The sequence below is a fragment of the Streptomyces sp. NPDC060184 genome, assembly GCF_042728795.1.
Taxonomy (GTDB): Bacteria; Actinomycetota; Actinomycetes; order Streptomycetales; family Streptomycetaceae; genus Streptomyces.
The window spans coordinates 61,595-86,789 of sequence record NZ_JBHWYX010000015.1; the positions used below are offsets into that span (position 1 = coordinate 61,595).

Consider the following 25,195-nt stretch of genomic DNA (forward strand, 5'->3'; position numbering starts at 1 on the left):
GCGGGAACCCGATGGCCCGGCCTCCCGCCCCACCGACCGCCCGGACCCGGGCGCTCGGCCCCCTGCCTGATCCGCCCGGCCTTCCCAGCACCGGGCCCTTTGCACGAAGGGTGGATTGATGAACGACAGCCGGATGCGGTATCTCCTGGAGCGGGTCACCGCCGAACTCCACGAGACCCGCAAGAAGTTGCGCGACGCCGAGGAGGGCGGCCAGGAACCCGTCGCCATCGTGGGCATGGCCTGCCACTTCCCCGGCGGGATCGACTCCCCGGAGGACCTGTGGCGGCTGGTCTCCGAAGGCGGGGACGTGGTGGGCGACTTCCCCGACAACCGGGGCTGGGACACCGAGGCCCTCTTCGACGCGGACCCGGACCGGCCCGGCACCTCCTCCACCCGGCGCGGCGCGTTCCTCGCGTCCCCCGGCGACTTCGACACCGACTTCTTCGGCATCTCGCCGCGCGAGGCCCTGGCCACCGACCCCCAGCACCGGCTGCTGCTGGAGACGGCCTGGGAGACGTTCGAGCGGGCCGGAATCCGGCCCGACGCCCTGCGCGGAAGCAGCACCGGCGTCTTCGTGGGCAGCAACGGCAACGACTACGCGCCCCCGGCCGGAGCCGTCCCCGAGGACCTGGAGGGCTACATCGTCGTCGGCAACGCGGCGAGCGTCGCCTCCGGCCGCATCTCCTACACCTTCGGGTTCGAAGGCCCCGCCGTCACCGTCGACACGGCCTGCTCCTCCTCCTCGGTCGCCCTCCACCTGGCCGTACGGTCGCTGCGCTCCGGCGAGTGCGACCTCGCGCTGGCCGGCGGGGTCACCGTCATGACCACCCCCTCCACCTTCGTGGAGTTCTCCCGCCAGCACGGTCTCGCCGCGGACGGCCGCTGCAAGGCCTTCGCCGGTGCCGCCGACGGGACCGGCTGGTCCGAGGGCGCGGGGCTGCTGCTCGTCGAGCGGCTCTCCGACGCGCGCCGCCACGGCCACCGGGTGCTCGCCGTCGTCCGGGGCACGGCCGCCAACCAGGACGGCGCCTCGCACGGGCTGACCGCACCCAACGGCCCCGCCCAGCAGCGGGTCATCCGGCAGGCGCTCGCCGACGCGCGGCTGACCGCCGGGCAGGTCGACGCCGTCGAGGCGCACGGCACCGGCACCACCCTCGGCGATCCCATCGAAGCGCAGGCGCTGCTCGCCACCTACGGCCAGGAGCACACCGACGAGGCCCCTCTCTGGCTCGGTTCCGTGAAGTCGAACATCGCCCACACCCAGGCGGCGGCCGGGGTGGCCGGCGTCATCAAGATGGTGCAGGCCATGCGGCACGGGGTCCTTCCGAAGACGCTGCACCTGGACGAGCCGTCCCCGCACGTCGACTGGGCGTCGGGCGCCGTGGCCCTCCTCGCCGAACACCGGCCCTGGCCCGAGACCGGGGAACCGCGCCGCGCGGGCGTCTCCGCCTTCGGCATGAGCGGCACCAACACCCACATCATCCTGGAACAGGCCCCCGAACCCGAACCCGAACCCGAAGCCGAACCCCAGCCCGGAGCGGCACCCGGAGGCGAGCCGGAGCCCGGACCCGCACGCGGACCCGAACACCCCGCCGCCGTACCCCTGCTGCTCTCCGCGCGCACCCCGGCCGCCCTCGCCGCCCGCGCCGCCGAGCTCGCCGCGTACCTCCGTACCGGACCGGACACGGCCGCCGTCGCCCGTGAACTCGACGCGGGGCGCACCGCGTTCGAAGAGCGTGCGGTCGTCGTCGGCTCCGGGGACGAGGAGTTGCTCGCCGGACTCGACGCGCTCGCCTCGGGACAGTCCGCGCCCGGACTCGTGCGGGGGACCGCCGGGGGCGAGCGGCGCACCGTGTTCGTCTTCCCCGGCCAGGGCTCCCAGTGGACCGGCATGGCCCGCGAACTCCTGGACAGTTCACCCGTGTTCGCCGACAGCATCGAGGCCTGCGCCCGTGCGCTGGAGCCCTGGACCGACTGGTCCCTGACCGACGTGCTGCGCGAGGTGGAGGGCGCCCCCGGCCACGACCGGGTGGACGTCGTGCAGCCCGCGCTCTGGGCCGTCATGGTCTCCCTGGCCGAGCTCTGGACGTCGTACGGGGTACGCCCCGACGCCGTGATCGGGCACAGCCAGGGCGAGATCGCCGCCGCGTACGTCGCCGGGGCCCTGACCCTGGACGACGCGGCCCGGGTGGTCGCCCTGCGCAGCCGGGCCATCGGCGCGCTCTCGGGCGGCGGCGGCATGGTCTCCGTGGCGCTGCCCCGGCCCGAGGCCGAGGCCGCGATCGCCCCCTGGGGCGGGCGCATCTCGGTCGCGACGGTCAACGGCCCCTCCGCCGTGGTGGTCGCGGGCGAACCCGCCGCCCTCGAAGAGTTCATCGCGGCCGGTGAGCGCGACGGCGTACGCACCCGCAGGGTCCCGGTCGACTACGCCTCCCACTCGGCGCAGGTCGAGACGGTCCGCGAGGAACTGCTGACCACCCTCGCACCGGTCGCCCCGCGCGCCGCGACCGTCCCCCTCCTCTCCACGGTCACCGGCGACTGGCTCGACACCACCGTGATGGACGCGGAGTACTGGTACACCAACCTCCGGCAGACCGTCCTCTTCGAACCCGCCACCCGGAAGCTGCTCGCCGAGGGCCACGACGTGTTCGTGGAGGCCAGCCCGCACCCCGTGCTGACCTCCGCCGTGCAGGAGACGGCCGAGGCGGCCGACGCGGACGCCGTCGTCACCGGCTCGCTGCGCCGGGGCGAGGGCGGCACGGCCCGCTTCCTCACCTCGCTGGCCGAAACGCAGGTCCACGGGGTCGCCGTCGACTGGAGCCCCGTACTCGCCGGGCCGCGCCCGGACCTCTCCGACCTCGCCGGCCTGCCCACCTACCCCTTCCAGCGGCAGCGGTTCTGGCTGGAGAGCACGACCGCCCGGTCCGCCGACGCCCCCGGACTCGGCCTGCGCGCCGCCGGACACCCGCTGCTCGGCGCGTCGCTCCGCCCGGCCGAGGGGGACGGGCTGCTCCTGACCGGGCGGCTCTCCCTCCGGACCCACCCCTGGCTCGCCGACCACGCAGTGCTCGGCCGGGTCCTCGTCCCCGGCACCGCCCTGGTGGAACTGGCCGTACGGGCCGCCGACGAAGCCGGCCGCGACACGGTCGACGAACTCGTCGTCGAGGCGCCCCTCGTGCTGCCGGCCGACGACGCCCTCCAGATCCAGGTCGCCGTCGCGGCGCCCGCCCAGGACGGCCGCCGCGCCGTGACCGTCCACTCGCGCCCGCAGGACGCGGCGGACGGCGAAGGCTGGACCCGGCACGCCACCGGGCAGCTGTCGCGCACCTCCCGCCCCGCCCGGCCGCAGGACGCCACCGGCAGCTGGCCCCCGCCGGGTGCCACCGCGCTCCCGCTGGACGGCCTCTACGACCGGCTCGCGGAATCCGGTGTCGCCTACGGGCCCCGGTTCCAGGGGCTGCGCGCGGCCTGGCGACGCGGCGAGGAGATCTTCGCCGAGGTCGCGCTCGACGGTGAGGAGGAGTCGTCGGCAGGGGAGTTCGGGCTGCATCCGGCCCTGCTCGACGCCTCCTTCCACGCGGCCTCCCTCGGCACCCCGGCGCAGGCCGGACCGGACGAGGTGCTGCTGCCGTTCGCCTGGAACGGGGTACGGCTGCACGCCTCGGGCGCCACCGCCCTGCGGGTTCGGCTCGTGCCGGCCGCCGACGGCGGGCTCTCCCTGCACGCCACCGATCCGGCGGGCGCGCCCGTCGTCTCCCTCGACTCCCTGGTGTACCGCCCGGTCGCGGCGGCCCGGCTCGCCTCCGCCCCCGGGGCCGTCGCACCGCTGTACCGGCTCGCCTGGACCCCGCTGCCGCCCGCCGCCTCCGGACCCGGGCCGCTCGCGCTCCTCCTGCCCGAGGGGGCCGAGCCGCGCCACCCGGACCCGGACGCCCCGGTCCGGTTCCGAGACCCCGCCGAGGCCGCCGCAGCGGTCCGCGCGGGCCGGGCCCCGGCCGGGCCGGTCCTGTACGAGGTCCCCGCCGAAGGACGGCCGGAGGACGGTACGCCCCCGCCGGAGCACGCCCGCGCGAGCCTGGAGCGGGTGCTCGCCCTTGTCCAGGACTGGCTCTCCCACCCCGAACTGGACGCCGTCCCGCTGGCCGTGGTGACCACCGGCGCCGTCTCCGTCGACGGCGAGTCGCCGGACCTCGCCACGGCGGGCGTCTGGGGCCTGCTGCGCTCGGCCCAGTCCGAACACCCGGGCCGCTTCCTGCTCGTCGACACCGAGCCGGCCGGACCCGCCGGACAGGGCACGTCCCCCGGCCTCCGCGCGGCGACCGCGACGGCCGTCGCGGCGGGCGAGACGCAACTCGCGCTCCGCGGCGGCACCGCGTACGCCCCCCGGCTCGTCGCCGCCCGGCCCGGCTCCTCCGGCGCCGGCACCGACGCGCCTTCGGAACCGGCCCGCGGCACGTGGCGCTTCGGGCCGCCCGAGGGCACGGTCCTGGTGACCGGCGGCCTGGGACTCCTCGGCAGGCTCGTGGCCCGCCACCTCGTCACCGAACACGGTGTACGACACCTGCTGCTGACCGGCCGGCGCGGCCTCGGCACCCCGGGCGCCCCGGAGTTCGCGGCCGAACTCACCGCCTTGGGCGCCGAGGTGACCGTCGCCGCCGCCGACACGGCCGACCGGGACGCCCTGCGGACCGTGCTGGACGGCATCCCGGCGGTCCACCCGCTCACCGGCATCGTGCACGCGGCCGGGACCCTGGACGACGGCGTCGTGTCCTCGCTCACCCCCGACCGGGTGGACACCGTGCTGCGCCCCAAGGCGGACGCGGCGTGGAACCTGCACGCGCTCACCCGGGACGCCCCGCTCTCCGCCTTCGTGGTCTTCTCCTCGGCGGCGGGCGTCCTCGGCGTCCCCGGCCAGGGCAACTACGCGGCGGCCAACACCTTCCTCGACGCGCTGGTGGCCTACCGCCGCGCCCACGGCCTGGTCGGCACCTCCCTGGCCTGGGGGCTGTGGGAGGAGAGCAGCGAGCTGACCGGCCATCTCGACGACATGGCCCACCAGCGCAACGCCCGCCACGGCACCCGCGCCCTCACCACCCCCGAAGGGCTCGCGCTCCTCGACGCGGCCGGAACGACGGAGCACCCGCTCCTCGTCCCCCTCGCCCTGCGGCACGGCGCCGACCCAGGGCAGATCCCGCCGGTCCTCCGCGACGTCGTACGGACCCGCAGGCCGGCCGCCCAGCAGGCATCCACCGGTACGGGAGGCACCACCCTCGCGGCGCGGCTGCTCCCGCTCGGCGCGGCCGAACGCGAGGAACTCCTCTCCGGCCTGGTCCGCGCGGAGGCGGCGACCGTCCTCGGCCGCGCCGACCGGGACACCATCGCGTCGGGCCGGGCGTTCAAGGACCTCGGGTTCGACTCGCTGACCGCCGTGGACCTCCGCAACCGGCTGGGCGCGGCGAGCGGGCTGCGGCTGTCGCCCACGCTCGTCTTCGACCACCCGACCCCGCAGGCCCTGGCGCGCTTCCTCCTCACCGAACTGCTCGGCGCGAGCCCCGGGCCGGTGGCCCCCGCCCCCGTGGCCGCCCCCGCCCCGGACACGTACGACCCGGTCGTCATCGTCGGCATGAGCTGCCGGCTCCCGGGCGGGGTGGCCTCGCCCGACGACCTGTGGGACCTCGTCTCCCAAGGCGGCGACGCCATCACCCCGTGGCCCACCGACCGGGGCTGGGACAACGAGAATCTCTTCGACGAGGACCCCGACGAACCGGGCCGCACATACACCCAGCACGGCGGATTCCTGCACGACGCGGCCGAGTTCGACGCCGGCTTCTTCGGTATCTCGCCCCGTGAGGCGCTGGCGACCGACCCGCAGCAGCGGCTGCTGCTGGAGTCGTCCTGGGAGGCCTTCGAGCGGGCCGGGATCGCCCCGGACTCCCTGCGCGGCAGCCGTACCGGCGTCTTCGTCGGCGTGATGTACAACGACTACGCCTCCCGACTGCGCGAACTCCCCGCCGAGTTGGAGGGCTACCTGCACAACGGCAGCGCCGCCAGTGTGGCGTCGGGGCGCGTCTCCTACACGTACGGGTTCGAGGGTCCGGCCGTGACGGTGGACACCGCGTGCTCCTCCTCTTTGGTGGCGCTCCACCTCGCGGCGCAGGCGCTGCGCTCGGGGGAGTGCGACCTGGCGCTCGCGGGCGGGGTCGCCGTGATGGCCTCACCGTCCGGCATGGTCGCCACCTCCCGGCACCGGGCGTTCGCCAAGGACGGCCGCGTCAAGGCGTACGCCGCCTCGGCGGACGGCACGAGCTGGGCGGAGGGGGTCGGGCTGCTGCTGGTGGAGCGGTTGTCGGACGCGCGTCGGCTGGGGCACCCGGTGCTCGCGGTGGTGCGCGGCTCCGCGGTGAACCAGGACGGCGCCTCGAACGGGCTGACCGCGCCCAACGGCCCGGCCCAGCAGCGGGTGATCCGGCAGGCGCTGGCCACCGCAGGCCTCGCCCCGCACGACGTCGACGCGGTCGAGGGGCACGGCACCGGCACCACCCTCGGCGACCCGATCGAGGCCCAGGCGCTGGTCGCCGCGTACGGCACCGGACGGCCCGAGGACCGGCCGCTCTGGCTCGGCTCGCTCAAGTCCAACATCGGCCACACCCAGGCCGCCGCCGGGGTCGCCGGGGTCATCAAGATGGTGCAGGCCATGCGGCACGGCGTTCTGCCGAGGACGCTGCACGTCGACGCGCCCTCCCCCGACGTGGACTGGGCCTCGGGCGGGGTACGCCTCCTCACCGAGGAGCGGCCCTGGGCGGCGGACGGCCGTCCCCTGCGCGCGGGCGTCTCCTCCTTCGGCGTGAGCGGCACCAACGCGCACGTCATCCTCGAACAGCCCACCGCGCCCAGCGTCCCCGTCACGCCCGCCGCGCCCAGCGTTCCCGTCACGCCCGCGTCCCCGGCGGACCTCTCGGACCGGGAGCCCGTCCCGGCCGAGGCCGCCTCCCCGCTGCCCTGGGTGCTCTCCGGCCGGACCCCGCAGGCCGTGTCCGACCAGGCCGCGCGCCTCCTCGCGGCTCTGGACCGCCCGGACCGGGCCCCGGCCGCCGCCGGTACCGCCCACGCGCTCCTCACCGACCGCTCGCACTTCGACCACCGGGCGGTCGTGGTCGCCGCCGACCGGGACGGCCTCACGGACGGCCTGGGCGCGCTCGTCCGGGGCGAACCCGCCGGGAACCTCGTCCGGGGAACGGTGACCGAGGGCGTCCGCACGGTCTTCGTCTTCCCCGGCCACGGCTCGCAGTGGGCCGGGATGGCCCGGGGGCTGCTCGACACCGCGCCGGCCTTCGCCGCGCGCGTCGAGGAGTGCGCCCGCGCGCTGGAACCCCTGGTCGACTGGTCGCTCACCGACGTCCTGCGGGAGACCCCCGGCGCCCCCGCCCTGGACCGGGTGGACGTGGCCCAACCGGCCCTGTGGGCCGTGCTGGTGGCGCTCGCGGCCCAGTGGGAGGCGTACGGCGTGCGGCCGGACGCGGTGGTCGGGCACAGCCAGGGCGAGGTCGCCGCCGCCTGCGTGGCGGGCATCCTCTCGCTGGAGGACGCCGCGCGGATCGTCGTCGAGCGCAGCCTGATCCTGGCCGGGCTCGTCGGGAAGGGCGGCATGGCCTCCCTGGCGCTGCCGCCGGCCGAGGTCGAGCGCCGGATCGCGGCCTGGCCGGGACGGCTCTCGGTGGCGACCGTCAACGGCCCCTCGGCCGCCGTGGTCGCCGGGGACGAATCCGCCCTGGACGAACTGATCGCCGCGTGCGAGGCGCGGGGCGAGCGGGCCCGCCGGATCAGGGCGGCCACGGTCGCCGGGCACTCCCCGGTGATCGACGAGGTGAAGGACGAACTCCTCGGACGGCTCGCGTTCGTCACGCCCCGCGCGGGCGAGGTGCCGCTCTGGTCCACGGTCACCGCCGCCCTCGCCGGCCCCGGGGAGCTCGACGCGGAGTACTGGTACCGCAACATCCGCCGGACGGTGCGATTCGCCCCCGTCGTGGAGGAGCTGATCGCCGAGCGGTACACCGTCTTCATCGAGGTCAGCCCGCATCCGGTGCTCACCGGCAGCATCCAGGACGCCGTGGACGCGGCGGAGGCCGCGGACGTCGCGGTGACCGAGACGCTGCGGCGGGACCACGGCGGACTCGACAGGTTCCTCGCCTCGGCCGCGGTCGTCCACGCCCGAGGCGTGGAGGTGGACTGGTCCCCGGCGTTCCACGGCCTGCTGCCAAAGAGGCCGGAGGCGCCGGAACCGTCGGAGCGTGGGGAGCGGATCGAGCTGCCCACGTACGCCTTCCAGCGCCGGCGCTACTGGCTGGACGCCGGTACGGCCGCCTCCGGTCCGCTCGCCGGGACCGCCCCGCGGGCCGGAGCCCCGGACGGGGCTCCGGGGCCCGGCCACGGCCACGGCCAGGACCAGGACCGTGAACAGGCGGGCCCGGGGGCACGGTTCGCCGCCCTGGCGCCCGCCGCCCGCGCCGAGGCCCTGCTCGACCTGGTGGTGCGCCAGACCGCCGAGGTGCTGGGGCACGAGGACGCCGGGGAGATCGGCGCGGACCACGCCTTCAAGGGGCTCGGCCTGGAGTCGCTGACCGCCGTCGACCTGCGCAACCGGCTGGCCGCCGCCGTCGGCGTAAGGCTGCCGGCGACCCTGGTCTTCGACCACCCGACACCCGCCGCCGTCGCCGCGCACCTCGCCGGTCTGCTCCCCGACTCACCGGCCGGGGGCCAAGGTTCGGCGACCGACGCCCTCGCCCTGCTGGAGCGGGCCGTGCCCGGCGCGGACCCGCTCGCCCCGGACGCCGCCGAACTCCTCTCACGCCTGCGGGCATTGGTGGCCCGGTGGGACACCGGCGGGGCCGAGCCCCACCGGGAGGAGGGCGAGGAGATCGACCTGGACGGGGCAACCGACGAGGAGCTCTTCGAGCTGATGGACAACGAGGCGCGATGACCAGCCACCGTCGGCATGTTCTGACGCAACGTCACATCAACGCACACGTAGGAACCATGGAGGAGGTGGCCGGTCGTGGCCGATGAGGAGAAGCTGCGCAGTTACCTCAAGCGCGCGCTCGCCGAGAACCGGGAGGCGAACAAGCGCCTGCGCGAGGTCGAGTCCGGCCTCCGGGAGCCGATCGCCGTCGTCGGCATGAGCTGCCGGCTCCCGGGCGGGGTGGACTCGCCGGACGCCCTGTGGGACCTGGTGGCCACCGGCGGCGACGCCATCACCCCGTGGCCCACCGACCGGGGCTGGGACCTCGAAGCGCTCTACGACCCCGATCCCGCCCACCCCGGCACCAGCTACGCCCGGCACGGCGGATTCCTGCACGACGCGGCCGAGTTCGACGCCGAGTTCTTCGGGATGTCACCGCGCGAGGCGCTGGCGACCGACCCGCAGCAGCGGCTGCTGCTGGAGTCGTCCTGGGAGGCGTTCGAGCGGGCCGGGATCGCCCCGGACTCCCTGCGCGGCAGCCGCACCGGCGTCTTCGTCGGCCTGACCGCGCAGGACTACCACCACCGGCTCACCGAGGTACCGGCCGAACTGGAGGGGTACCTCGGCATCGGCAACCTCGCCAGTGTGGCGTCGGGACGCATCTCGTACACGTACGGGTTCGAGGGCCCGGCCGTGACGGTGGACACCGCGTGCTCCTCCTCGCTGGTGGCGCTCCACCTGGCCGTGCAGGCGCTGCGCTCGGGGGAGTGCGACCTGGCGCTCGCGGGCGGGGTGACCGTGATGTCCACCCCGGCCGGGTTCGTGGAGTTCTCCCGCCAGCGCGGGCTCTCGCCGGACGGCCGGTGCCGTGCGTACGCCGCCTCGGCGGACGGCACCGGCTGGGCGGAGGGGGTCGGGCTGCTGCTGGTGGAGCGGTTGTCGGACGCGCGTCGGCTGGGGCACCCGGTGCTCGCGGTGGTGCGCGGTTCCGCGGTGAACCAGGACGGCGCGTCGAACGGGCTGACCGCGCCGAACGGTCCGGCCCAGCAGCGGGTGATCCGGCAGGCGCTGGCCACCGCCGGTCTCGCCCCGCACGACGTCGACCTGGTGGAGGGGCACGGCACCGGCACCACCCTCGGCGACCCGATCGAGGCCCAGGCGCTCCAGGAGGTCTACGGCACCGGACGGCCCGAGGACGCCCCGCTCTGGCTCGGCTCGCTCAAGTCCAACATGGGCCACACCGCCGCCGCGGCGGGAGTGGCCGGCCTGATCAAGGCGGTGCAGTCCATCCGGCACGGAGTCCTCCCGCAGTCCCTGCACGCCAAAACCCCCACCCCGCACGTGGAGTGGGCGGGCGGCGGAGTACGGCTGCTGGACGAGGCCCGGCCCTGGCCCGGGACCGGACGCCCCCGCCGCGCCGGGGTCTCCGCCTTCGGCGTGAGCGGCACCAACGCCCACGTGATCGTCGAGGAGGCCCCGGCCGCACCCGGCCCGGACGAGGACGGGACGGGCACGGACACCCCCGAACCCCGTACCACCGGCGCGCTCCCCTGGCTGCTCTCCGCCCGGTCGGCGGCGGCGCTGCGGGACCAGGCGGCCCGGCTGGCAAAGCTGCTGGACTCCCGCCCCGGCCTCGACCCGCGCGACGTGTCCTGGTCGCTGGCCACCGCCCGGACCACCCACCCGCACCGCGCCACGGTGGTCGCCGAGGGCCGGGACGAACTCCTCGCCGGGCTGCGGGCACTGGCGGACGGGCATTCCCCGGCCGCCGTCGTCGACGCCGGGGAAGACCTTCCCCGCGCGGCGCGCACCGGACGCACCGCCTTCCTCTTCACCGGACAGGGCAGCCAGCGGGCCGCCATGGGGCGGGAGCTGCACGAGCGCTTCCCCGCCTACGCCCGCGCCTTCGACGAGGTGGCCGCCGCGCTCGACCGCCACTGCGCGGGCCACCTCGCCCACCCGGTGCGCGAGGTCGTGCTCTTTGCCGCCCACGGCGACCTGCTCGACCGCACGGAGTACGCGCAGCCCGCCCTCTTCGCCGTGGAGATCGCGCTCTTCCGGCTGCTGGACGGCTGGGGGGTGCGGCCCGACGTCGTCGCGGGGCACTCGATCGGCGGGATCGCCGCCGCGCAGGTGGCCGGGGTGCTCTCCCTTGAGGACGCCGCCGCCCTGGTCGCGGCGCGCGGCAGGCTGATGCAGGCGCTGCCGCCCGGTGGGGCGATGGCGGCGGTCGAGGCGACCGAGGAGGAAGTCGCCGAGGCGCTCGCCGGACTGGGGGAGGCGGTCGCGGTCGCCGCGGTCAACGGCCCCCGCTCGGTGGTCGTCTCCGGCGACGAGGAACCCGTCCTCGCCGTGGCGGCCGGCTTCGAGGAGCGTGGCCGCAGAACGTCCCGGCTCCGGGTGAGCCACGCCTTCCACTCGCCCCGCATGGACCCGATGCTCGACGAGTTCCACCGAACGGCCAAGGCGCTGCGGTACGAGGAGCCCGGCATCCCCGTGGTCTCCGACCTGACCGGCGCCCCCGCCGGGGCGGGGGAGCTGGGCACCGCCGACCACTGGACCGAGCACGTCCGGCGGCCGGTCCGCTTTCTGGACGTGGTGCGGGAGTTGCGCGCCTCGGGGGTGACCCGGTTCGTCGAGATCGGACCGGACGCCGTCCTCACCGGGCTGACCGCCGAGATCCTGGCGGCGCAGGACGCAGCGCAGGACGCCGTGCTGGTGCCGCTGGCCCGGGGCGGCCGGCCCGGGGCGGCGACGCTCCTGACGGGGCTGGCCCGCCTCCACGCCCACGGGGTACCCGTCGACTGGCGGGCCGTCCTCGAGGGGGAGCGGACCCGCACGGTGGACCTGCCCACCTACCCCTTCCAGCGTCGCCGCCACTGGCTCGACGCCACCGTGACCGGCCGGACGGCCACCGCACCCCCGACCGTCGAGCCCGAGCAGCCCGAGAGCGGGACGAGCTGGGCCGACCGGCACGCGGAGCTGTCCGGGCCCGCGCTCGACGCCGCGCTGCTCGCCCTCGTCACGGCGGAGGTGTCCGCCGTGCTCGGGCACACGTCCCCCGACGCGGTCGCCGCCGACCGGGCCTTCGTCGAAGTGGGCCTGGACTCCCTCTCCGCCGTCGAACTGCGCACCCGGCTCGCGGCCCGCACGGGCCTGGCTCTCGGCGGGGCCCTCACCATCCGCTACCCCGAACCGTCGTCGCTCGCCCGGCACTTGGGCGAGCTGCTGCGGGCGCGGAAACAGCCCGCCGCACCGGCCGACGGGCCCCTCACCACGCTCTATCTGCGGCTCTGCGCCGCCCAGGAGATCAAGGCGGCCACCGAAGTGGCGGTCGCGGCCTCCCGGTTGAGAGCCACCTTCGGCGTGGCGGACCGCGCCCGGCACGCGGCCGAACCGGTGGTGCTCGCGCAGGGCGACCGACGGACGGCGCTGGTCTGCTTTCCCGCCCTCACCGCCCTCTCCGGGCCGCACGAGTACGCCCGGTTCGGCCGGGCGCTGCACGGCGTACGAGACGTCCTCGCCGTCCCCGCGCCCGGTTACCCCGAGGGCAGCGCCCTGCCCGACTCGGCGGAGACCTTCGTGGCGATGCAGGCCGACGCCGTCCAACGCCTCGTGGGTGACCGGCCGTTCGCCGTGCTGGGGCGGTCGCTGGGCGGCTGCGTCGCCCACGCGGTGACCACCGAACTCGAACGGCGCGGCACCCCGCCGGCCGGCCTGGCCATGGTGGACACCTACCCGATGGACACCGCGGCCCTGCCCGGAATGGAGTGGTGGATGCCTGCCATGATCAACGCGATGGTCGACCGGTTCGACGCCTTCGGTCTCGGGCTCACCGACAACGGCATCACCACGATGGGCGGTTACCTCACCACCTTCGGCAGCTGGCAGCCCCGGGCGGTCACCACCCCCACCCTGCTGCTCCGCGCCGAGGCCCCCCTCCCCGGCACACCGGACGACCCGGCCCGGGACACCCGCGCCTTCTGGCGGTTGCCGCACGACACCACCGACGTGCCGGGCGACCACTTCTCCGTACTGGAGGAGCACTCGGCGACCACCGCGACCGCCGTCGAGACGTGGCTGAGCCCGCGGGACTGAACCCGCGCGCCGCGACCGGACCGACGGCTCTCACCGGCCTCCCCGCGCTGCCCCGGCCCGCGACGGCCCGCGACGGCCCGCGACGGCCCGCGACGGCCCCGCGCGGCTCCACAGCTCCATCGCACCGCACCACCGCTCCACCGCACCACCGCATCCGCACCCCGGAAGACACGAGAGAGAAGAACACGATGACCGCACCGCAGCCGCTGCACCTCGCCGTGGCCCTGGACAACGTCGGCTGGCACCCGGCGTCCGGCGCCGGGCCCGACGCCCCGGCCGGGAACCTCTTCGGCCTGGCGCACTGGACCGCCCTCGCCCAGGAGGCTGAACGCGGACTGCTGGACTTCGTCACCGTCGAGGACCCGCCGAAGCGCCCCGCCGGACACGTCAACCACCGCCTCGACGCCGTCCTCGTCGCCTCGGCGCTGGCCGCCCGTACCGAGCGCATCGGGCTGATACCGAGCATCGTGACCGACCACGCCCAGCCGACGAACGTCGCGAAGGCGATCGCCACCCTCGACCACCTCAGCGACGGCCGGGCCGGCTGGCGCACCCCGGTCACCCCGGCGCGGCCGATCGTGATCGCCGACATCTTCACCCCCGAGGTGCAGACGCCGATGGCCGAACTCTTCGAACGCGCCGCCGACCTGGTACGCGTCGTACGCGCCCTCTGGGACGGCGTGGACGACGAGAAGGCGCTGCGGGACGTCGCCGCGCCCGGCCGCTTCGCCCCCGCCGACCCGGACCCGCACGGCAGCTTCACCGAGATCGAGCCCCTCGGCGGCGCGGCCGGCGACTGGATCACCATCGACTCGCCGTCGCTCGCCCCCCGCGCCCCGCAGGGGCACCCGGTCGTCTTCACCGTCGCCCACATCACCCTGCCGTACCGCTACGGGGCACGCTCGGCCGATGTCGTCTCGGTGACCCCGCACAGCGCCGAGGAGGCGCGGGCGACCGTCGAGGAGATCCGGGCCGAGCAGGCGGCGGCCGGGCGCGCGGACCAGAAGGTGCACGTCTTCGGGGAGTTCGTGGTCTTCCTCGACAGCGTCCCCGGCCGTGCGGCCGAGCGCCTGGCCCGCCTGGACGAGGCGCACGGCAGCACCTACGCCTCCGACGCCGAGATCATCACCGGGACCCCCGCGGAGGTCGCCGACCTGCTGCTGGAATGGCAGGAGGCAGGGCTGTCCGGGTACCGCCTGCGTCCCGGCGCCCTGCCCCACGACCTCCACGCCATCACCCGGGAACTGGTGCCCGAACTCCAGGCCCGGGGCGCGTTCCGGACCGCCTACGAGGCGGACACGCTGCGCGGGCTGCTCGGACTGCCGGTGCCCCCCGCCGCGCCCTGACCCCCGGCCGGGCGCGTGTGCTCACGCGCCCGGTCCCCGGCGGGCTGCCCGGACCGGCCGTGCTCCCGCAGTGAACTCGGAAGGTCGGCCCGGCCCTTGACCCGGAGCTTGCGGTAGGCGTGCGTCAGATGCTGCTCCACCGTGCTGACGGTGATGAACAGCTTCTCGGCTATCTCCCGGTTCGAGTGTCCGGCCACCGCGAGCGCCGCCACCTGCGACTCCGAACCGCTGAGCAGAGTGACCCCGGTGTCCCGGTCGTCCTTCACCGCCCGGGACTCCTCCGCGGCGAGCCGGCGCGACAGCGGGGCGAAGCCCTGCGCCTCCGCGATCTCCCGGGCCTGCCGGGCGACCATCCTGGCCCTGCCGCTCTGCCCCGCCCGGGTGTGGACCGCGCTCAGATCGGCGAGGGCGCGCGCCAGTTCCAGCCGGTCACCGGCCACGCCCAGCAGGTCCACCGCCTCCCGCAGGAGCACCGCGCGCCGCCTCGGGTCCGCCACGGAGGCGGCCGTCCGCAGCGCCGTTCCCCGGGCCCGGGGCTGCGCGGGCGACACCAGGGTCAGCTGCTCGGACGCCAGACGGCGTGCCTCGTCGGTCCTGCCGAGCCGCAGCAGCACCGTCACCGCGTCGCTCCGCCACGGTACGAACGCGGGCTGGTCGATGTCCCACTCCCGCAACAGCCGTCCGCACCGCGTCAGATCGTCCAGCGCGGCGTGCAGCAGATCGAGCGAGAGCCGCTGCCGGCCGCGCGCGTGGAGGTACTGGACACCGAACCGCGTCTGGAACAACTGCTCGGGCAGGTTCCACGTGCGCGGGACCCCGGTCTCCGGCACGGTGCCCGTCGCGGTGGCTGAGAGCAGCAGGCTGGAGAGCGGAGAGCCGATCAGTACGCCCCAACTCCCGGCCGACACGAGGGATATCGCCTGACGAGCGGTGCGCTCCGCGAGCCGGGCGTCGCCTTGGCGGACGGCGATCTCCGCCCGCACCGCCGCGAACTGCGCCTGCCACGCGGGGGCGTCCCGTTCGGCGGACTCGCGCAGCAGCGCGTCGCACCAGCCCACCGCCAGGTCCGAGCGGTCCGCGTAGACCAGCACGGACAGCGCGAGATGGAGCGTGTCGAACCCCTCGTCGTCCAACGCGGTCGACTGGAGGGCGAGTTCGGCGCTCCGCACGCCGTCCTGGTCCGGTCCCGAACGCAGCAGCGCGTTCAGCACGGCAGCCATCCGCTTCGGCGCGCCGTCCGACGCCCGGGCTGCCTCGGACCTCCCGGTACGCGCGCTCCGGACGTTCCGGGCGGCCGGCCGCGCGGCACGGAACCGGAGGTCGGTCTCCCGCAGCAGCGCCGGGTGGGAGGCGCGCAGCCACTCCCGCGCGGCGAGGTACTCGGCCGCGGAATCCGCGTCCAGCGTGTCCGAGAACCGTTCGAGCCGCCGCAGCGCCAGAGCGATCTCCTCCCCACTGCCGTTCCGCAGCAGCCGCCCGAGCAGCGAGACGGTCTGGCACCCCGTCAGACGGCCCTCCCGCAGCGCGTCCACCAGCGGTCGCAGCCTCCGGCAGGCCGTGTCCGGGTCGCTCCGGGAGTCGACGAGGCTCCGCTGCACGGTGACCGTCACCCGCTGCTCCTCGTCCGCGCAGACCTCCGCCGCCCTGTCGAGGCACGCCTCCGCGAACCCCGTGTCGTCCCGGCGCAGGGCCTCGCGGGCCGCTTCCAGCAGCACCGGGAAGGCGAAGGGCTCGTCGGCGCGGCCGGCCGCCAGCAGATGGACGGCGACGACGGACGCGGGATCCCCCGCCCCGTGCAGCAGCCGGGCCGCGTCCCGGTGCAGCGCCGCACGGTCGGCGGCCCCCATGCCGGCCAGTACGGCGCCGCCCGCGGCGGGATGCCGGAAGCGGCCCTCGTCCAGGACGCCGATGGCGTCCATCGCGGCAAGCGTCTCGTCCACCTCGGGCTGCGGCAGGCCCAGCAGCCGCGCCAGGCGGTGGTGCGAGCCGGAGGCGTCCAGTGCGGCGAGCGCGCGGGCCGCGTCACAGAACCGGCGCCCCGCCCTGCGGACGCACGCGTCCACCGCCCGGCCGAACTCCGCTCCCGCACGGGGTTCTGGCGCGGACACCGGGCTGCCGGGCCGTTCGTACCAGTCCTCCGCGAGCGCGCGCAGCAGCAGCGGGTTCCCGCCACTGAGCCGGTGCCAGGCGTCGGCCGCGGCACCGGGGGCGAGGACGCCTCCCGGCAGCGCGGCGAGCATCCGCCCGGTGGCCCCGACGGAGAGCGGACGGACCCGTAGGCGGGTGAAGTGCCGTTGCCGGAGCAGCGGGGTGCGCCACGCGCGCTCCGTCGCGTCTCCGTCGGTCGGCGGATCGGACTCGGTCACCACGATCAGCACCCGGGAGGCGCGGAGCAGACCGCCCATGTGGATCAGGGAGTTCAGCGACGCGGGGTCGGCGAAGTGCAGATCGTCGACCGCCACCACCACCGGGGCGCGCTCCGACAGCGCGCGGATCAACTCCCAGTGGATCTGGCCGACACGCGTCGGCGTCGGGCCCGGGGACAGCAGGTCCGCGTCGCAGGACGCCGCCCCGCCGCATCCCCGGGGCAGGTGCAGCGCCCGGTCCCGCTCCGCGGGTGCGAAGTGCTCCCGCCCGAAGAGCTGTCCGACGACGCCCAGCGGCACGTCCTGCTCCGAGCACCTGGCCGACGCGTGCAGCACCACCGCGCCCGCACGAGCGGCGATCTCGCCGAAGACGTGGAGCAGTTCCGTCTTTCCGGCGGCCACCGGGCCGCTCACGGCGACGACGCTCCCTCTCCCGCCGAGACAGTCGGCCAGCAGCTCTCGAAGTCGCGCCACCTGGTTCTCACGCTCGACAAAAACCACAATCAGCTCCACATCTCGACGACGCAGCCGCGTCGCGCGTTTCGGACATCTGCTCTCGGGCGGGGACCGGCGAGGACGTCAGGGCCGGGGCCGCGGCGGTGCGGCACCCGGCAGCAGGCGTTCCTGGATCAGCGCCGCGATCCGGTCCTGGTGCAGGAGGGGGAAGAAATGGCCTCCGGCGAAGGTCAGCACCTCGGTGGCGCCGATGGTGTGGTCCTGCCAGGCCCGCGCCTCCTCCGCCGTCACCTTGGGGTCCTCGCTGCCGGTCAGCACGGTGACCGGGGTGTCCAGCACGGTGCCGGGCCGGTACCGGTACCGCTCGATCGCCCGGTAGTCGCCACGCAGCGCGGGCAGGATCATCTCCACCAGCTCCGGCTCCTCCAGCAGGGCGGCCGGAGTGCCGCCCTGCCGCACGATCTCCGCCAGCAACGCGCCGTCGTCGGCGAGATGGAGCGTCTCCTCGCGGTGGGTGGACGGGGCGCGGCGCCCCGAGGCGAAGAGCGCGGCGGGCCCCGCCCCGGTGGCCGCGGAGAGCCTGCGGGCCGTCTCGTACGCCACCACCGCGCCCATGCTGTGCCCGAGGAACGCGGGCGGCTCGCCCCACCAAGGCACGAGGACCCCGGCGAGGGCGTCGGCCAGGCTCCCGATGTCCTCGGCCGGCGGCTCCGCCCGGCGCTCCTGGCGCCCCGGGTACTGCACGGCCAGCACCTCCACCCGGGGGTGGAGCAGTGCGGAGAGCGCGTACCAGAAGCCCGCCGACCCGCCGGCGTGCGGGAAGCACACCAGACGGGCGGCGGCCCCGGGGGAGGGGTGGAAGCGCCGGATCCAGAGGTCGGCGTCGATCCCGGTCGTCACGCGCGTACCCCTTCCTGGTCGTGCCCGGGTGCCCGGTCCCGGTCGGGCCGGGGCAGCGCGGCGAGCAGCTCGCGGGTGTACGGATGGGCGGGCCGGTCGAAGATCTGCTCCACGCGCCCCGACTCGACCAGCTCTCCGTCCTTCATCACGATCACCCGGTCGCTCACGTGGTGGACGACACCGAGATCGTGCGAGATGAAGAGCAACGCCATTCCCAACTCCCGCTGGAGTTCGGCCAGCAGGTCGAGCACCTGCGCCTGGATCGACACGTCGAGCGCCGAGACCGGCTCGTCGCAGACGATCAGCCGCGGCTCGGTGGCCAACGCCCGTGCGATGGCGACCCGTTGGCGCTGACCGCCGGAGAGCTGCAGCGGTCGCCGGTCGGCGAGCGCCGCCGACAGGCCGACCTGGTCCAGGAGTTCGGCGACCCGAGCCGCCCGGGCCCGACCGCGTGGAATCCCGGCCCTGGCCGCCGCTTCGGCGACGATCCGGCGCACCGTGTGCCGGGGGTCGAAGGAGCCGAGCGGGTCCTGATGGACCACCTGGAGACGGCGGCGCCGGTCGCGCCGGGCCCGCTCGGGCACGCCGCTCCACGCCTCCCCCTCGAACCGTACGGAGCCCTCGTCCGGCTCCACCAGCCCCAGCACGATGCGCGCCGTCGTCGTCTTGCCGGAGCCGGACTCGCCGACGAGCCCGAGGGTCTCGCCGGCACCGACGCGGAACGACACGTCGCGCACCGCCGTCCAGGACCCCCCGCCCGGCGCCCGGAAACTCTTGGAGACGCCCGCCACCTCCAGCAGCGCCGGACCCGCGCCCCGAGCCGCCGCGTCCCGGGGCAGCGGGACCGCAGACGCGGCCCTCGCTTCTGCCCGGGGCCGGGAGGCCTCCGGGGCAGCGGGCGGGAGCGCCCCACCGGGGTGCCAGCAGAGCGTCAGGTGCCCCTCCGCCCCGGCGTCCGCCGCCGGGAGTTCCGTACGGCACCGCTCGTCGGCCAGCGGGCAGCGCGCCGCGTACGGGCAGCCGTCCGGACCGGCGGCGGGCCGGCGCGCGGCGGCCACGGAGAGCGCGCGCCCCTTCGAACCGATCGTCGGCACGGCCGCCAGCAGGGCCCGGGTGTACGGGTGCCGGGGCTCCTCCAGCACGTCGGCGGCGCGCCCCCGCTCGACGACCAGACCGCCGTACATCACCGCGACCCGGTCCGCGAGCCTGGCCACCACCGACAGGTCGTGGCTGATCAGCAGGAGCGCCGTGCCCTCGCCGACCAGCCGGCCCAGCAGCTCCAGCACCTGGGCCTGGACCGTCACGTCCAGCGCCGTCGTCGGCTCGTCCGCCACCAGCAGCTCCGGGGCCCCGGAGAGCGCGGAGGCGATCAGCGCGCGCTGGCGCAGCCCGCCGGACAGCTGGTGCGGATACTCCGCCGCCCGCCGCTCCGGATCGGGGATGCCCGCCTCGGACAGCAGCGCGAGCGTCCGCTCCCGCGCCTGGGGACCGGCGGCGAGGGAGTGCTCGCGCAGCGTCTCGCGGATCTCGGCGCCCACCGTGCGCAGCGGGTCGAGCGAGACCAGCGCGTCCTGGAGCACCAGGCCGATGCGGCGCCCCCGCACGGCACGCCACTGCCGCTCGGAGAGGGCCGAGAGGTCGGTGCCGTCGAACGAGAGCCTGCGGGCGGAGACCGCGGCGTGGTTCCCGGTCAGCCCGAGCAGGGTGCGGGCGGTCACGCTCTTGCCCGAACCCGACTCCCCGACCACGGCGAGGCATTCGCCCCGGTCCAGCGAGAAGGAGACGTTCCGCACGGCGCGGACCTCCCCATGGCGGCGGAAGGTGACGTCCAGCCCTTCGACGGTCAGCAGCGGGGACACGGTGGGGTTCATCGGTCGGACCTCCGGGTGAAGCGCTGCTGGGCGTGGCGGCCGACCACGTTGACGGCGATCACCGTCGTCGTGACGGCCGCGCCGGGGAACACACCGATCCACCAGGCCGTCTGGAGGAAGTCGCGTCCCGCGGAGAGCAGCGCCCCCCATTCGGGCGAGGGCGCGGCGGGACCGAGACCGAGGAAGCTGAGCCCGGAGGCGGAGATCAGCGCGGTGCCGAACCCCACCGTCGCCAGGGTCAGCAGCGGAGCCAGGGCGTTCGGCAGGACGTGGAGCAGCACGATCCGGTGGCGCGGCAGACCGAGGGCGACCGCGGACTCGACGTAGCCGGAGCGGCGCACCACCAGGGCCTCCGCGCGGACGAGCCGGGCGTAGCCGGGGACGAAGGCGATGCCGATGGCGAGCATGACGTTGACCGTGCCGGTGCCCAGCACGGTCACCACCAGGAGTGCCAGGAGGAGTCCGGGCAGCGCCAGCAGGATGTCGGCCAGCCGCATCAGGACGCCGTCGGCCGCCCGGCCGCCCAGCGCCGCCGCGAGGCCGACGACGGCCCCTCCGGCGACCGCGACGACCGTCGAGCCGAAGCCCAGCAGCAGGGACGGCCGGGCACCGTGGAGGATGCGCGAGAACAGGTCCCGGCCCAGCTGGTCGGTGCCGAGCCAGTGTGCGGAACTCGGCCCCTTCAGCGCGTCCAGCGGATGGATCGCGGCGGGCGGGACGTCGGTGAACAGGCCGGGAGCCACCGCGACCAGCACGACGAGCAGCAGCAGGGCGCCCGCCACCACCACGGTCGGCGGGACGGACGTGAACGCTCCGGCCCGCCGCCGTGCCCGCGGCGGCGCGGACACGGCGGCGGCAGGACCGCCGGTGACGGGTTCGGGGACGAGGGTACGTGCCATGGGTCAGGTGCTCCTGAGCCGCGGGTCGATGACGGGATGGAGCAGCTCCACCACGGTGGAGATCACGACGAAGACGAAGGCCGAGAGCAGCACCACACCGATCACCACCGGCATGTCCTTGGCGCTCACCGCCTGGAGGACGAGCGAGCCGATCCCGGGCCGTCCGAAGACCGTCTCCACCAGCACCGCGCCCCCGATCAGGGACCCGGTGAGCCACCCCGTCAGGGTGAGCAGGGGCACCGCGCAGTGCCGCAGGGCGTGCCGGAGCCGTACCGCCGTCCGGCCCACCCCGCGCGAGCGGGCGGTGACCACGAACGGCTGCTCCAGGGCGGCTTCGAGCCCCTCGCGCAGCACCTGTGCCAGCACCCCGGTGAGGGGGAGCGCCAGGGTGACGGCCGGGAGCACCAGCGAGGCGAAGCCCTCCGCCCCGGCCACCGGGAAGACGTGGAACCGGAAGGAGAACACCGTCAGCAGCACGATCCCGACCCAGTAGGACGGGGTGGACGCCGAGATCAGCTCCCAGACCGAGGCGACCGCGCGGAAGGCGGGGCGGCGCCCGGCCGTCGCCACCGCGGAGACCACCGCGAGGACGACGGCCAAGACCAGTGCCGCCAAAGCGAGTTGCACGGTCGGCCCCAGCTGATCACTCATCAGTGACCAGACCGAGCGCTGGAGTTGGTACGACTGCCCCAGATCGCCCTGGAGGAGCCGGCCCAGGTAGTGCAGGTACTGGTCGGCGACGGGCCGGTCGAATCCGTACTCCCGGGCGATCTCCGCCCGCACCTCGGGGGAACCGGCGTTGGAGGGGCCGAGCAGGACGGAGACGGGGTCGCCGGGGATGAGCTGGAGGGTGAGGAACGCCAGGGTCGCCGCACCCAGCAGTACGGCCACCGCCGAGCCCAGCAGCCTGGCGATCTTGCCGGCCAGGGCCGTCGCCGACGCCGTCACTTCGCTGCCAGCCAGGCGTCGTAGTACGTCAGCCAGTTGCTCGCGTTGAAGGTGAGCCCCTTCACCCGCTCGGACTGACCGACGAGGGAGACCTGCGTGTACAGGGGGACGACGACCGCGAGATCGATGCCCCGCCGCTGCACCTTCGGGTAGACGTCGGCGCGGATCTTCTCGTCCAGCGTGGAGCGGCCCTGGTCCGTCCACGTGTCGAAGGACGGGTCGGTGAGGAAGGTGGCGTTGATGCCGCCCTTGGCGGGCGCGCTGGCGGAGTTGAAGAAGAGCCACAGCACGTCCGGGTCGAACCGGGGCCAGCTGAGGTCGATGATGTTCGCCTGGCCGCCGTAGACCTTGGTGTTGTACGTACCGATGTCCAGGTTCGGGCGCTTCACCTCGACGCCGATCTTCTTCAGGTCCGCCTGCACGGCCTGCCCGAGCACGTCACGCCCCTCGCGGGTCGCCTGGATGGACAGCTGCGGCCACTGGACGGTGAGCCGCTTTCCCGCCTTGGTGCGGTACCCCTGCGCGTCCCTGCCGGTCCAGCCCGCTTCGTCGAGCAGCCGGGCCGACAGCTTCGGGTCGTAGGGCCAGCTCCCTTCGAGGGACTTGTCGTAATCCGGTGTGGTCGGGCTGATGGGGCTCCAGGCCCGGGGGTACTGGCCGAAGGTCACGGTCTTCACGTCCTGCTCGACGTCGATGCCGCGCTGGATCGCCTTGCGCACGCGGACGTCGTCCAGCGGGGCCAGCGAACCGTTGAGCCAGAGGTTGTAGTTGCCGCCCGGGTTGGCCCGGGAGATGAGCCGGAAGCCGGGGGTCGACTTGAGCGCGGTGACGTTCTGCGGCGGGATGGCCTTCGCCACCTGCACCTGACCACTCGTCAGCGCACCGGCGCGCACCGAGGCGGTGGGCAGGAAGCGGACGACCACCTTGTCCAGGTAGGCGGCGCCCGTGTGGGCCGCCGTCCCCGGGGCCCAGGCGTAGTCCGGGTTGCGGGTGAGCGTCGCCGACTGGCCCTTGGTGTAGGCGCTGAAGACGAAGGGGCCGCTGCCCACGTCCGCGGGGCCGCCCGCGGCGAGCTTGCCGGCGCCGGCCTTGAGCGCCTCGGGCGAGTAGAAGCCCAGATACGTGGTGCTGGCCGCCTGCAGGAAGGGGGCGAACGCCTTGGAGAAGTTGACCTTCACCGTCTGCGGATCGACGACCTCGGTGCCCGTGTAGGGGCCGAGCAGGTTCGCCGCGTACAGCGACTTGGTCTCCTTGGCCACGATGTGGTCGAAGTTGGCCTTGACGACCGAGGCGTCGAACTTCGATCCGTCGGTGAAGGTGACGTCGTCGCGCAGGTGGAAGGTGTAGCTCTTGAAGTCGTCCGACACCTCCCACTCGGTGGCCAGCCACGGGTGGAACTTCCCGTCGGAGTCCTGCGAGACCAGCGAGTCGAACACGCCGCGCGCGATCTCCGCGGTCACGTCCTGGGTGCTGGCGTGGATGTCCCAGGAGACGGGCTCGGTGTCGACGGCGGTGGTGAGCGTCCCGCCCGCCACCGGCTTCCCCGAGCCCGCCGCCCCGGCGGTGGTGCCACCGCCGGACGAGCAGGCGGAGAGGAGAAGGAGGCCGCTCACCCCCACCGCGAGGGTGCGGCCCAGTCCGGACAGGGTGGTGCGCATGGCGGAACTCCAGGAGTGGACGCCCCCGTGGGGGCCGGAGGAGGCGGAGGATGCGGGAGACGGGGGACGCGTCGGCTCAGGCACGCGGAGCTCCCGCCGCGAGGGCGGAGGCGCCGACGATCTGCAGGGAGGCGTCCTCGCCGGGCGCGTGCACGCCGACGGACTGGATGTCACGGAAGTGCCGCTCCAGCGGGTTGCCCTGGGCGAGCCCGGGGTTGCCGAGCAGGCGCACCGCGGTCTGGACCGCGGTGGTGACATGGCGCACGACCAGCACCTTCGAGGCCAGCGCGTCGGCGCCCGACACCGGCAGACCCCGGTCCACCCGGTCGGCCGTCGCGAAGATCAGCTGCTCGGCGGTGGAGAGCAGGGTCTCGATCTCGCCGGCGGCCTGGCGGAAGCGGTCCGTCGTGGCCAGCGGACGGCCGAGCCCGGAGGGCACGCGCTCGTGGCCCCAGGTGGTGGTGAAGCTCTGCGCGGCCCGCGCCACCCCCAGGTAGAGGGAGGACGAGAGCAGCATCGTGATGCTGCCGGGCAGCGTGCCGGGGGCCGGCGGGGTACCGGGGCGCTCCAGCTCGTGCACGTACTCCGCGGGGATCTCGACGTCCCGGAACTCCACCTCGTGGCTGCCCGTCGCGCGCATCCCCAGCTGGAACCAGGTGGGCACGATGTCGATGCCGGGTGTGTCGCCGGGGACGACGAAGTTGCCCACGCGGGGCGAGGGTTCGTCGGTGACCGCCCAGACCAGGAAGTAGCTGAGGCCCTCCGCGCCGGTGACGAACCGCTTGCGACCGCTGATCGACCAGCCGTTCGCCGTCCGCCGCGCGACGGTCGCCGGTAGGCCGTGGGTGGACGATCCCAGATCCGGTTCCGCGCGGGCGTGGTTGAGCAGCGTCGGACGTTCGGCGGACTCCGCCAGCACCCGGGCGTAGAGCTCCTCGGGCCACGGGCTCCGGGTCTGGAGCAGATGGGGGACGATCGTCATGCCGGCGATGAGCGCCGTCGACGGATCGCCGCGTCCCACCGCCAGCAGGATCTTCGCGACCTCGGTGAAGGTCGCCCCGGAGCCGCCGTAACGGGCGTCCACTCCGGCGGTCAACAGCCCTGCCTCATGCAGCAGTCGGATCGGCTCGTGGGGAAAGGCCCCGGTGCGGTCGTAGTCGGCGGCGGTGGCCGCGAGCGAGGCGGTCACCTCGTCGAGCCGGCCGAGATCGGCGGGTACCGGCCGGCTCTCGGTGGCGGAGCTCATCGGCCCTCCAGTGCGGCGGAGAAGGGGAGTTCGCAGGCCATGGGTGTGTCCTTGGTCTTGAGTCGGGCGGTTGTCCGGCCGCGTGGGGCGGCGCGGCGGGCAAGGGCATGACGGTGCTCCGGGCCGCGCGCCACCGCCGGACCGCGAAGGATCCGGGCGTGCGGCGGCCATGGGGGGCCGAAGGGGGTGGCGGGGAATGGGCGCGCGAGGGCGCGCGGCCGTGCGAGAAAGGGGTGTTCACCGGAGTCCGGCGGGACCCGCGCGTCGGCTCAGCGACAGCTGGTCGACCAGACCTTTCCGAAGTCCACGACTCGGCACTGGGTCAGACGGGGCGTCAGGCACTCGCTGAGTCCGTGGTGGCAGGTGGAGGCGTCGGCCGGGTACCGGCTGGACTCCCTCACCATCTCAGGCCTGAACATGGCACTGAGCATGCAGGAAGAGGGCACGCTGC

The 25,195-nt window shown here is 75.1% G+C and carries 10 protein-coding genes and 1 pseudogene; 3 read left to right on the top strand and 8 right to left on the bottom strand.

Features of this window, described 5'->3' with window-relative positions; all coding sequences use genetic code 11:
* Window positions 1-118: 118 nt before the first annotated feature.
* From ACFWEE_RS12725 to ACFWEE_RS12735, 3 genes and pseudogenes are all read left to right on the top strand, one after another.
* A complete protein-coding gene (locus ACFWEE_RS12725) occupies window positions 119-8,977 on the top strand; it encodes a type I polyketide synthase (protein ID WP_386888609.1) in 8,859 nt (2,952 codons plus the stop codon).
* 114 nt (window positions 8,978-9,091) lie between these two features.
* A pseudogene (locus tag ACFWEE_RS12730) lies at window positions 9,092-13,054 on the top strand (type I polyketide synthase); the annotation flags it as partial.
* 188 nt (window positions 13,055-13,242) lie between these two features.
* Window positions 13,243-14,400 carry an LLM class flavin-dependent oxidoreductase gene (locus ACFWEE_RS12735; protein WP_386888610.1) on the top strand — a complete coding sequence of 386 codons (1,158 nt, stop codon included), beginning with the start codon at window positions 13,243-13,245 and terminating at the stop codon, window positions 14,398-14,400.
* Here ACFWEE_RS12735 and ACFWEE_RS12740 read toward each other — a convergent pair.
* The 8 genes from ACFWEE_RS12740 to ACFWEE_RS12775 form a co-directional block, all read right to left on the bottom strand.
* Window positions 14,340-17,267 (bottom strand): ATP-binding protein, encoded by a 2,928-nt coding sequence (locus ACFWEE_RS12740; RefSeq protein WP_386888611.1) that lies wholly within the window; start codon window positions 17,265-17,267, stop codon window positions 14,340-14,342. The two genes, ACFWEE_RS12735 and ACFWEE_RS12740, sit on opposite strands and share 61 nt — an antisense overlap.
* Window positions 17,268-17,345: 78 nt before the next feature.
* Complete coding sequence (locus ACFWEE_RS12745; RefSeq protein ID WP_386888612.1) at window positions 17,346-18,122, bottom strand: thioesterase II family protein; 777 nt, start codon at window positions 18,120-18,122, stop codon at window positions 17,346-17,348.
* Window positions 18,119-19,993 carry a dipeptide ABC transporter ATP-binding protein gene (locus tag ACFWEE_RS12750; protein WP_386888613.1) on the bottom strand — a complete coding sequence of 625 codons (1,875 nt, stop codon included), beginning with the start codon at window positions 19,991-19,993 and terminating at the stop codon, window positions 18,119-18,121. Before ACFWEE_RS12750 ends, ACFWEE_RS12745 begins: the two co-directional genes overlap by 4 nt.
* Window positions 19,990-20,892 carry an ABC transporter permease gene (locus tag ACFWEE_RS12755; RefSeq protein ID WP_386888614.1) on the bottom strand — a complete coding sequence of 301 codons (903 nt, stop codon included), beginning with the start codon at window positions 20,890-20,892 and terminating at the stop codon, window positions 19,990-19,992. Before ACFWEE_RS12755 ends, ACFWEE_RS12750 begins: the two co-directional genes overlap by 4 nt.
* 3 nt (window positions 20,893-20,895) lie before the next feature.
* The gene (locus tag ACFWEE_RS12760; protein WP_386888615.1) at window positions 20,896-21,840 is read right to left on the bottom strand and encodes an ABC transporter permease; all 945 of its coding nucleotides are present in this window, start codon (window positions 21,838-21,840) and stop codon (window positions 20,896-20,898) included.
* Window positions 21,837-23,498, bottom strand: a complete 1,662-nt coding sequence (locus ACFWEE_RS12765) for an ABC transporter substrate-binding protein (RefSeq protein WP_386888616.1) — start codon at window positions 23,496-23,498, stop codon at window positions 21,837-21,839. The genes ACFWEE_RS12760 and ACFWEE_RS12765 overlap by 4 nt, the downstream gene beginning before the upstream one ends.
* A gap of 76 nt (window positions 23,499-23,574) precedes the next feature.
* On the bottom strand, window positions 23,575-24,744 hold the full coding sequence (locus tag ACFWEE_RS12770; RefSeq protein ID WP_386888617.1) for an acyl-CoA dehydrogenase family protein: 1,170 nt from the start codon (window positions 24,742-24,744) through the stop codon (window positions 23,575-23,577).
* A gap of 269 nt (window positions 24,745-25,013) precedes the next feature.
* Window positions 25,014-25,163: a hypothetical protein gene (locus ACFWEE_RS12775; RefSeq protein ID WP_386888618.1), complete on the bottom strand. Its 150-nt coding sequence runs from the start codon at window positions 25,161-25,163 to the stop codon at window positions 25,014-25,016.
* Window positions 25,164-25,195: the final 32 nt, after the last annotated feature.